Below are 10111 nucleotides of genomic sequence, written 5' to 3' on the forward strand. Positions count from 1 at the left end.
CCGGCCCCTCCCCCAGCCCCGCGACGACGACGCCCATCGGGTCGACGATGACGCTGTTGCCGGCGCCCGTCGGGGCGCACTGGTCGGCCGCGGCCACGTAGATCGTGTTCTCGATCGCGCGGGCCCGGACCAGCGTCCGCCAGTGGTCCTCCTTGAGCGGGCCGGGCACCCATTCGGCGGGCAGCGCCAGGACGTCGGCGCCCGCGTCCACGATCCGCCGCGTCACCTCGGGGAACCGGACGTCGTAGCAGGTCTGCATGCCGAACGTGACGCCGCCGGCGGTGAAGGTGCCCGGGGTGCCGATCTCGCCCGCCCGGACGATGTCGGACTCCCGGTACCCGAACGCGTCGTACAGGTGGAGCTTGCGGTACTCGGCGACGATCTCCCCGGCGGGGCTCACGGCGACGAGCGTGTTGGAGATGCGGGACGGGTCGGCCAGGCGCTCGTTCATCCCGGCGACGAGGTGCACGCCGTGCCGCCGGGCGAGGTCGCCGAGGCCGCCCGCGAACGGGCCGTCCAGCGGCTCGGCGGAGTCGACGAACCGGTCGTCCATCCGCGGCGCGGTGAACATGGCGAACTCGGGGAACACCACGACCCGCGCGCCGCGCGCCGCCGCGTCCGCGGTGAGCTCGCCGATCGCCGCGAGGTTCTCGTCCTTGTTGACGCCGGGCGCGAACTGCGCGACCGCGACCTGCACCATCTGCCGCCTCCCCTACATCCGGTCGACGCCGGTCACCCGGATCACGGCCTCGCCCTCCTGGTCGGAGCCGGCGAGGTCGACCTCGGCGCTGATGCCCCAGTCGTGATGCCCCTCCGGGTCGTCGAACACCTGCCGGACCCGCCACAGCGCGTCCTCGGGGACCTCCTCGATCTGCAGCAGCTTCGGCCCGCGCGCGTCGGGGCCGGTGAGCAGCTCCTCGTGCTCGGCGAAGTAGCCGTCCATGGCGTCCTCCCAGGCCTCGGCGCCGAAGTCGGGGTCCAGGCCGGCCAGCTCGCCGTACCGCTCCAGCGCGGCCAGCTCCACCCGCCGGAACATCGCGTTGCGGACCAGCACCCGGAACGCGCGCGGGTTCGCGGTGACCCGGGTGACGCGCTCCTCGATCGGCTCGTCCACGTCCTCGTCGGCGGGGTGCGCGAGCTGCTCCCACTCGTCCAGCAGGCTGGAGTCGACCTGGCGGACCAGCTCGCCCAGCCACTCGATCAGGTCGATCAGGTCGTCGGTCTTGATCGACTCCGGGACGGTCTGCTGCAGCGCCTTGTACGCCCCCGACAGGTACCGCAGGACGAGCCCCTCGGTGCGCGCCAGCTCGTAGTACCCGATGTACTCGGTGAACGTCATCGCCCGCTCGTACATGTCGCGCACGATCGACTTGGGGCGCAGCGGATGGTCGCCGACCCACGGGTGCCCGGCCCGGTAGATCTCGTAGGCGGCGTCGAGCTCGTCCTCCAGCGGCTTCGGGTGGTCGACCTCCTGGAGCAGCTCCATCCGCTCCTCGTACTCGATGCCCTCGGCCTTCATCTCCTGGACTGCCTCGCCCCGCGCCTTGTTGACCTGCGCCGCGAGGATCTGCCGCGGGTCCTCCAGCGTCGCCTCGATCACCGACAGGACGTCCAGCGCATAGGACGGCGACGCCGGGTCGAGCACCTCGAACGCCGCCAGCGCGAACGTCGACAGCGCCTGGTTGAGCGCGAAGTCCTCCTGGAGGTCGACGGTGATCCGCGCGTACCGCCCGAGGTCGTCGGGCTCCGGCAGCACCTCCACGACGCCGCCGGCGAGCAGCGACCGGTAGATGGCGATCGCCCGCGAGATGTGCCGCCGCCGCGCCGCCGGCTCCTCGTGGTTGTCGGTCAGCAGCCGCTTCATCGCCTGGAACGCGTTGCCCGGCCGGGCGATCACCGACAGCAGCATCGCGTGGCTGACCTGGAACCGGGACCGGAGCATCTCCGGCTCGGCCTCCTGCAGCTTCGCGAAGACGTCCTCGTCCCAGCCGACGAAGCCCTCGGGCGGCTTCTTGCGCTGCACCTTCCGCCGCTTCTTCGGGTCGTCGCCCGCCTTGGCGAGCGCCTTCTCGTTCTCCACCACGTGCTCGGGCGCCTGCGCGACCACGAACCCGACGGTGTCGAACCCGGCCCGCCCGGCGCGCCCGGCGATCTGGTGGAACTCCCGCGCCCGCAGCCGCCGCACCCGGTGCCCGTCGTACTTGCTCAGCGCGGTGAAGACGACGGTCCGGATCGGGACGTTCACCCCGACGCCCAGGGTGTCGGTCCCGCAGATGACCTTGAGCAGCCCGGCCTGCGCGAGCCGCTCCACGAGCCGCCGGTACTTGGGCAGCATCCCCGCGTGGTGCACGCCGATGCCGTGCCGCACGAACCGGGAGAGGTTGCGCCCGAACTTCGTCGTGAAGCGGAAGTTGCCGATCAGCTCGGCGATCCGCGCCTTCTCCGCCTTCGTGCACACGTTGATGCTCATCAGCGACTGCGCCCGCTCGATCGCCGCCGCCTGCGTGAAGTGCACCAGGTAGATCGGCGCCTTCTGCTCGGCCAGCAGCTCCTCGATCGTCTCGTGCAGCGGCGTCACCCGGTAGTCGTAGATCAGCGGGACGGGCCGCTCCGCCGAGGTGACGAGCGCCGTCGGCCGCCCCGTCCGCCGGGTGAGGTCCTTCTGGAAGAAGGTGACGTCCCCCAGGGTGGCCGACATCAGCAGGAACTGCGCCTGCGGCAGCTCCAGCAGCGGGATCTGCCACGCCCACCCCCGCTCGGGCTCGGCGTAGAAGTGGAACTCGTCCATCACCACAACGCCGATGTCGGCGTCGGCGCCGTCGCGCAGCGCGATGTTCGCGAGCACCTCGGCCGTGCAGCAGATGATCGGCGCGTCGGAGTTCACGCTCGCGTCGCCGGTCATCATCCCGACGTTGTCGCGCCCGAACATCTCGCACAGGTCGAAGAACTTCTCCGACACCAGCGCCTTGATCGGCGCCGTGTAGAAGCCGACCTGGTCCTTGCCGAGCGCCGCGAACAGCGCCCCCGCCGCCACCAGGCTCTTGCCCGAGCCGGTCGGCGTGGAAAGGATCACATTCGCCCCGGACACGACCTCGATGAGCGCTTCCTCCTGCGCGGGATACAGCGTGATCCCGCGCCCCGACACCCACCGCTCGAACCCTTCGAACAGCGAATCGGCGTCGGCGTCGTTTCCGGAGGGAAGCTCATCGATAAGACTCACTCCTCCATCCTGCCCCTTCCCACGAGCGCCCGTGCCACCGAACCCGGTGCCGGGGAAGGGGCACCGCGGTGCCCGGCGTCAGACCAGGGCGTGACCGTACTCGGCCGCGAGCGGCTTGAGGTCCGGCTCCCCGAACATCTCGCGCATGGCGGAGAACACCGCGGCCTTCTCGTCCCCGAACCGCCGCACATGGACGGCATAGGTCTCCGCGGACACGAACGCGGGCGGATTGGTCTTGCTGTGGAACTTGTCGGCGTACATGACGAGCCGCTCCTCGCCGCTCCCGGCCACATAGTCGCCGGGAGGCACGGGCAGGCCCTGCCGCTCGATGTCGTCCCGCGTCAGCCCCATTCCGGTATGGCAGGAGCAGAAACGGCAGATCTCCTCGGGGAACCCTTCCTCGCGCAGCAACTCGTGCCCGAGCACTCCGTGCCGCACGTACTGCTTGAAATCGATTCTCCCGGTCTCGTCGTACAGCCGGTAGACGCCGATGTCGTGCAGCAGGCACCCGGTCCGCACGAGTTCCCGGTCGACGCCGAACCCCGTGCGCTCCATGATCTGCTCGGCGATCTCGCACACGATGACGCAGTGCGTCCAGACGAGCTCGAACGCCTCCCGGCCCGGCGCGTGCTCGCGATGCAGGGCCCGAATCTCCTCGTCCGCCGGAATCCGCATCCCGCGAGTCTAATGACGCGCCCCGGCGCGCGGTTAGGGCCGAGCCGTCGGGCAACAACGTGCGGGACGAGACGACCGGCTCACGTGGAGGAGGCAGCGCGATGAAGAAGGACGATCCGGCGGACCGGGGCCCCGGCGCCAGTTCGGGGATGGAGGAGCGGGCACACGAGCGGGTCGTGCCGGGGACCGAGAGCGCCGACGAGGGCTACGAGTCGGACGCCGAGAGCGGGACGCGCGACGGCGACCCGATCGCCGGAGTCGAGAAGGACCCGGACGAGCCCTGAGCCGCCGCCGGACACGCCCGTGCCCCCGGGGAAGCACTCCCCGGGGGCACGCACGGGCCGGTTACCGCACCACGCCCTCGGACCTGGCGACCAGGCGGGCCAGGGTCCCGGCCATCTCCTCCTGCCGGGCGGCCATCTTGCCGAGCTCCCCCATGATCAGGTTCACCGCCGAGCCGAGCTCCTGCCTGACCGCGCCGATCTCCTGCCTGACCGAGCCGAACTCCTGGCGGACCTCCTGCTTGAACGAGTTGAGGTCGTCCTTCGTGACGAAGTCCTTGAGGTCGTCCTTGGTGGCCAGGTCGGCGAGGGTGACCTGTTCGAGGGGCTTCTTGGGCGACATGACGGGCATGCTACCTCTCCGTTCCGGTCCTGTGTTCGCGGGAAGCGACACCTCAATCTGCCACGCCCCGAGGACCCTGAGTGCCCATTCGATCACGTTTGGCTACAAGGAACCACCAGCGCATCACCCCGCCCTCCGGTCACCTTCCCTTGGGTCGACCCAAGGGAAGGTGTAGCGCGGATGTACCCGGTGGACACCGGAAGGGCGGGGCCTCAGGTGGTCACTTCTGACCGGTCACCGCCCCAGAGGGTGTGGAAGGAGCCTTCGCGGTCCACGCGGCGGTAGGTGTGGGCGCCGAAGTAGTCGCGCTGGCCCTGCGTCAGGGCGGCCGGCAGGCGGTCGGCGCGGAGCGAGTCGTAGTAGGCGAGGGCCGTGGAGAAGCCGGGCGCGGGGATGCCGAGGCGCGCGGCGGTGGCGACGACGTCGCGCCAGGCGTCCTGGGCGTCGCCGACGGCCTCGGCGAAGTGGTCGTCGGTGAGCAGGGTGGGCGTGCCCGGGTCGGCCTCGTAGGCGGCGCGGATGCGGTCCAGGAACTGGGCGCGGATGATGCAGCCGCCGCGCCAGATCGTGGCCATCGCGCCGAGGTCGATGTCCCAGCCGTACTCGGCGCTGCCCGCCTGGATCTCGTGGAAGCCCTGCGCGTAGGCGACGATCTTGGACGCGTAGAGGGCCTTCTCCACGGCGTCGGCGAAACCGGAGCCGGCGGCGGCACCGCGGGAGGGGCCCGGCAGGTTCTGCGCGGCCTCGCGGAGCGCGGCATGGCCGGAGACCGAGCGGGCGAAGACCGCCTCGGCGATGCCGCCGACGGGGACGCCGAGGTCGAGGGCGGTCTGCACCGTCCAGCGGCCGGTGCCCTTCTGCTCGGCCTGGTCGAGGACGACGTCCACGAACGGCCTGCCGGTGGACGCGTCGGTGTGCGCGAGGACCTCGGCGGTGATCTCGATGAGGTAGGACTCCAGCCGGCCGGTGTTCCAGGTGCGGAACACCTCGGCGATCTCGGCGGGCGCGAGCCCGGCGGCGTGCCGCAGCAGGTCGTAGGCCTCGGCGATCAGCTGCATGTCGGCGTACTCGATGCCGTTGTGCACCATCTTCACGAAGTGCCCGGCGCCGTCGGGGCCGACGTGGACGCAGCAGGGCGTCCCGTCCACCTTGGCGGAGATGTCCTCCAGCAGCGGGCCGAGCGCCGCGTAGGACTCGGCGGACCCGCCCGGCATGATGCTCGGGCCGTGCAGCGCGCCCTCCTCGCCGCCGGAGATGCCGGTGCCGACGAAGTGCAGGCCGCGCTTGCGGAGCGCGGCCTCGCGGCGCCGGGTGTCGGCGAAGTTGGCGTTGCCGCCGTCCACGATCATGTCGCCGGGCTCCAGCAGCGGCGCGAACTCGTCGATGACCGCGTCGGTCGGGCCGCCCGCCTTCACCATGATCACGAGGCGCCGGGGCCGCTCCAGCGATGCGACGAACTGCTCCGGCGTCTCGGCGGGCAGGAACGTCCCCTCGTCGCCGAACTCCTCCACCAGCGCCTTGGTCCGGCTGGACGTGCGGTTGTGGACGGCGACGGGATGCCCGTGCCGGGCGAGGTTGCGGGCCAGGTTCCGGCCCATCACCGCCAGCCCGGTGACACCGATTCGCGCCTTGTCCATTGGCTCACTCCTCCTCGTGTGCGACCCTGACCAAGGGGTTGTACGCGGGACATGATCCCTTTGTTCGAGCGCCGGGGGCGGTGTGCCCGTGCCCGGCGCGGGAACGGGTCGCGCGGTAACGATCATCGACAACCTTCACTTCGATGGTGACATTCCAGGGGGTGCGGATGCTGGGACTGCCGGACGAGGCGGCGGCGTGTCTCTTCGATCTCGACGGGGTGCTGACCCGGACGGCGTCCGTCCACGCGGCGGCGTGGAAGGAGATGTTCGACCACTACCTGAGGGAACGTTCCGAGCGGGCGGGCGGGAGCTTCACCGAGTTCGATCCCGTCGCCGACTACGGCCGCTACGTCGACGGCAAGAAGCGCGAGGACGGGACGCGCTCGTTCCTGCGGTCGCGCGGCATCACACTGCCCGAGGGCGACCCGGACGATCCGCCGGAGGCCGAGACGGTCCGCGGCCTCGGGAACCGGAAGAACGCGCTGGTGCTGAAGCTCATCGAGGAGAAAGGCGTCGAGACGTTCGACGACTCGATCGACTACGTCCGCGCGGCGCGGCGGGCGGGGCTGAAGACGGCGGTGGTGTCGTCCAGCGCCAACACCGTCCAGGTGCTGCGCGCGGTCGGCATCACCGACCTGTTCGACGCGCGGGTGGACGGCGTCGTCGCGGCCGACCGGCACCTGCCGGGCAAGCCGGCTCCGGACATGTTCCTCGCGGGCGCGCAGGAGCTGGACGTCCCGCCGGCGCGGGCCGTGGTGTTCGAGGACGCGCTCGCCGGCGTCCAGGCCGGCCGCGCCGGCGGCTTCGCCTACGTGGTGGGCGTGAACCGGGTCGGCGACGCGCACGCGAAGGCGCTCGCCGAGCACGGCGCGGACGTGGTGGTCGACGACCTGTCCGAACTGCTGGAGGGCGCGTGAAGGAGCAGGAGAGCGCCGTCGACCGCCCGGTGTTCCTGGTGGAGCCGTGGTGCGTGCGGGAGCCCGAGCTGCGGCTGGACCGGCTGGCCCAGTGCGAGTCGGTGTTCGCGCTGTCCAACGGGCATCTCGGCATGCGCGCCAACCTCGACGAGGGGGAGCCGCACGGCCTGCCGGGCACGTATCTGAACTCGTTCTACGAGCAGCGTCCGCTGCCGCACGCCGAGACCGCCTACGGCTACCCCGAGTCGGGGCAGACGGTCATCAACGTCACCAACGGCAAGGTGATCCGGCTGCTGGTGGACGACGAGCCGCTCGACGTGCGCTACGGCCGCGTCCACCACCACGAGCGGGTGCTGGACATGCGGGCGGGCACGCTGACCCGGCACGTGGAGTGGACGTCCCCCGCCGACAAGACGATCAAGGTGACGTCGGTGCGGCTGGTGTCGCTGACGCAGCGGGCGATCGCGGCGATCTGCTACGAGGTCGAGCCGGTGGGCAGCGCGGTCCGCGTGGTCGCCCAGTCCGAGCTCGTGGCCAACGAGGCGCTGCCCGGCGGCGGCAAGGACCCGCGCGCGTCGGCGATCCTGGACAGCCCCCTCGTCAGCGAGGAGCACTTCGCCAACGGCACGAAGGTGCTGCTGCTGCACCGGACGCGCCGCAGCGGGCTGCGGATGGGCGCCGGCATGTCGCACGACATCGAGGGCCCGGAGTCGATGCGGGTGGAGACCGAGAGCGCCCCGGACGTGGGGCGGCTGACGGTCGCGACCCGGCTGGAGCCGGGGCAGAAGCTCCGGCTGGTCAAGTACATCGCCTACGGGTGGTCGAGCCGGCGGTCCCGGCCCGCGCTGCACGACCAGGTGGTCGGGGCGCTGGCGGGCGCGCGGCAGACCGGCTGGGACGGCCTGCTCGCCGAGCAGCGCGAGTACCTCGACGAGTTCTGGGAGGGCGCGGACGTCGAGGTCGAGGGCGACGCGGAGATCCAGCAGGCCGTCAGGTTCGGGCTGTTCCACATCCTGCAGGCGGGCGCGCGCGCGGAGCGCCGCATGATCCCCGCCAAGGGGCTGACGGGTCCCGGCTACGACGGGCACACGTTCTGGGACACCGAGACGTTCGTCCTGCCCGTGCTGATCTACACCTCCCCGGGCGCGGCCAAGGACGCGCTCGCCTGGCGGCACATGACGCTGCCGCTGGCCTGCGAGCGCGCCCGGCAGCTCGGCCTGCACGGCGCCACGTTCCCGTGGCGGACGATCCGCGGCCAGGAGTGCTCGGGCTACTGGCCCGCCGGGACCGCGGCGTTCCACATCAACGCCGACATCTCCGACGCCATCCTCCGCTACCTCGACGCGACGCAGGACGAGCAGTTCGAGCGGGAGATCGGCCTGGAGATCCTGGTGCAGACGGCGCGGCTGTGGCGGAGCCTCGGCCACCACGACGTCGGCGGCGTGTTCCGCATCGACGGCGTCACCGGCCCTGACGAGTACAGCGCGATCGTCGACAACAACGTCTACACCAACCTGATGGCGCGCCGGAACCTGCAGGAGGCCGCCGAGATGGCGATGCGCCACCCGGACGTCGCCGCGCGGCTCGCGGTGAACGCCGAGGAGGCGGCGTCGTGGCGGGACGCGGCGGCGGCGATGCTGATCCCCTACGACGACCGGCTCGGCGTGCACCCGCAGAGCGAGAGCTTCACCAACCACGCCCGCTGGGACTTCGCGGCGACCAAGCCGGAGCACTACCCGCTGCTGCTGAACTTCCCCTACTTCGACCTCTACCGCAAGCAGGTCGTCAAGCAGGCCGACCTCGTCCTCGCCCTGCACCTGTGCGGGGAGGCGTTCACCGACGAGCAGAAGGAGCGCAACTACGCCTACTACGAGGGGCTGACCGTCCGGGACTCCTCGCTGTCGGCGCAGACGCAGGCGGTCGTCGGCGCCGAGGTCGGCCAGCTCGACCTCGCGCACGACTACCTCGGCGAGACCGCGCTGATGGACCTGCACGACCTGAACCACAACACCCGCGACGGGCTGCACATCGCCTCGATGGCGGGGGCATGGAGCGGGCTCGTCGCCGGGTTCGGCGGACTGCGGGCCCGCCGGGGCGAGCTGCGGTTCGCGCCGCGGCTGCCCGGCGGGATCAGCCGGCTGGCGTTCCGGATGCGCTACCGGGGCAGCCTGATCAAGGTCGGGGTGGCCGCGGAGGAGGCCCGCTACGAGCTGCTGGACGGCCCGGGCCTCACCCTGTGGCACCACGGCGAGAAGTTCACGCTCGGCGACGACGCGCCGGTGGAGCTGCCGATCGAGCCGATCCAGGCGCGTCCGGCGCCGCCCCAGCCGCCGGGGCGCGAGCCGGCGCCGCGCCGCTTCGAGCCGCACGGCCGCGGCCCGCTCCGCCGCTAGCGGCCGGTCAGTCCCCCGGAGTGCAGGGGGCCGCGCATTCCGGGGGGACCGCGGCCGCCGCCTTCGGTCCGGCGGTCCCGGACGGCTCGGCGGGCGCACCGGACCGGCCGGTGAGGAGCCTGCGCGGCCCCGGCCCCTCGTCGCCAAGCCGGTCGTAGGGGTTGGCCAGCGCGCACCTGCTGATCGACAGACAGCCGCAGCCGATGCAGTCGGTGAGGTCGTCGCGGAGCCTCTCGAGCCGGCGGATCCGGTCGTCGAGCTCGCCGCGCCACGTCTCCGACAGCCGCGTCCAGTCCGCGACCGTGGGGGTGCGCTCCTCGGGCAGGGTGGCGAGCGCGTCGCGGATGTCGCCGAGCGGGATCCCGACGCGCTGCGACACCTTGATGAAGGCGACCCGGCGGAGCGTGTCGCGAGTGAACCGGCGCTGGTTCCCGGCGGTCCGGCGGCTGCTGATCAGGCCCTTGGACTCGTAGAAGTGCAGCGCCGAGACGGCCACGCCGCTCCGCTCGGCGAGCTGCCCGACGGTCAGTTCGTGCACCCGGTGCCCCAGCCGCGTCATGGCCCGCATCCTACGCGACCTGAACCATGCTTGAGGTCGGCCGCGGCCACGGGCGCGGCGGCCTGTCAGGGGCGGTGGGCGGTCAG

At 71.8% G+C, this 10111-nt stretch carries 9 protein-coding genes; 3 read left to right on the forward strand and 6 right to left on the reverse strand.

The features are described 5' to 3' along the window. The 3 genes from E1284_RS34175 to E1284_RS34185 all read right to left on the reverse strand — a co-directional run. A partial coding sequence (locus E1284_RS34175) for a carbon-nitrogen hydrolase family protein (protein WP_131944297.1) occupies positions 1-700 on the reverse strand: 700 nt, incomplete at its 3' end. Positions 701-712: 12 nt separating this feature from the next. Further along, positions 713-3220 (reverse strand): DEAD/DEAH box helicase, encoded by a 2508-nt coding sequence (locus E1284_RS34180; RefSeq protein ID WP_131944298.1) that lies wholly within the window; start codon positions 3218-3220, stop codon positions 713-715. 78 nt (positions 3221-3298) lie between these two features. Beyond that, the gene (locus tag E1284_RS34185; protein ID WP_131944299.1) at positions 3299-3895 is read right to left on the reverse strand and encodes an HD domain-containing protein; all 597 of its coding nucleotides are present in this window, start codon (positions 3893-3895) and stop codon (positions 3299-3301) included. 101 nt (positions 3896-3996) lie between these two features. Between E1284_RS34185 and E1284_RS34190 the strand changes: the two genes are divergently transcribed. Next, positions 3997-4179 (forward strand): hypothetical protein, encoded by a 183-nt coding sequence (locus tag E1284_RS34190; protein WP_131944300.1) that lies wholly within the window; start codon positions 3997-3999, stop codon positions 4177-4179. 61 nt (positions 4180-4240) lie between these two features. Here E1284_RS34190 and E1284_RS34195 read toward each other — a convergent pair whose 3' ends face one another. Beyond that, a complete protein-coding gene (locus E1284_RS34195) occupies positions 4241-4519 on the reverse strand; it encodes a hypothetical protein (RefSeq protein WP_131944301.1) in 279 nt (92 codons plus the stop codon). Positions 4520-4731: 212 nt separating this feature from the next. Continuing rightward, a complete protein-coding gene (gndA, locus tag E1284_RS34200; protein ID WP_131944302.1) occupies positions 4732-6156 on the reverse strand; it encodes an NADP-dependent phosphogluconate dehydrogenase in 1425 nt (474 codons plus the stop codon). 143 nt (positions 6157-6299) lie between these two features. Here gndA and E1284_RS34205 point away from each other — a divergent pair, with 143 nt between their 5' ends. Continuing rightward, entirely contained in the window at positions 6300-7073 is a 774-nt protein-coding gene (locus E1284_RS34205; protein ID WP_243714916.1) for an HAD family hydrolase, read from the forward strand. After that, positions 7070-9466 carry a glycoside hydrolase family 65 protein gene (locus tag E1284_RS34210; RefSeq protein ID WP_131944303.1) on the forward strand — a complete coding sequence of 799 codons (2397 nt, stop codon included), beginning with the start codon at positions 7070-7072 and terminating at the stop codon, positions 9464-9466. The genes E1284_RS34205 and E1284_RS34210 overlap by 4 nt, the downstream gene beginning before the upstream one ends. Positions 9467-9473: 7 nt before the next feature. Here E1284_RS34210 and soxR read toward each other — a convergent pair whose 3' ends face one another. Next, positions 9474-10025, reverse strand: a complete 552-nt coding sequence (gene soxR, locus E1284_RS34215; protein ID WP_131944304.1) for a redox-sensitive transcriptional activator SoxR — start codon at positions 10023-10025, stop codon at positions 9474-9476. Positions 10026-10111: the final 86 nt, after the last annotated feature.

Origin of the sequence: Actinomadura bangladeshensis (genome assembly GCF_004348335.1) — a bacterium.
Classification (GTDB): domain Bacteria; phylum Actinomycetota; class Actinomycetes; order Streptosporangiales; family Streptosporangiaceae; genus Spirillospora; species Spirillospora bangladeshensis.

What these genes read in the sequence shown, in the direction of transcription:
- E1284_RS34205 (WP_243714916.1), top strand. Translation starts at nt 6,300, where the DNA reads ATGGTGACATTCCAGGGGGTGCGGATGCTGGGACTGCCGGACGAGGCG.
- E1284_RS34195 (WP_131944301.1), bottom strand. Translation starts at nt 4,519, where the DNA reads ATGTCGCCCAAGAAGCCCCTCGAACAGGTCACCCTCGCCGACCTGGCC.
- soxR (WP_131944304.1), bottom strand. Translation starts at nt 10,025, where the DNA reads ATGACGCGGCTGGGGCACCGGGTGCACGAACTGACCGTCGGGCAGCTC.
- E1284_RS34190 (WP_131944300.1), top strand. Translation starts at nt 3,997, where the DNA reads ATGAAGAAGGACGATCCGGCGGACCGGGGCCCCGGCGCCAGTTCGGGG.
- gndA (WP_131944302.1), bottom strand. Translation starts at nt 6,156, where the DNA reads ATGGACAAGGCGCGAATCGGTGTCACCGGGCTGGCGGTGATGGGCCGG.
- E1284_RS34185 (WP_131944299.1), bottom strand. Translation starts at nt 3,895, where the DNA reads ATGCGGATTCCGGCGGACGAGGAGATTCGGGCCCTGCATCGCGAGCAC.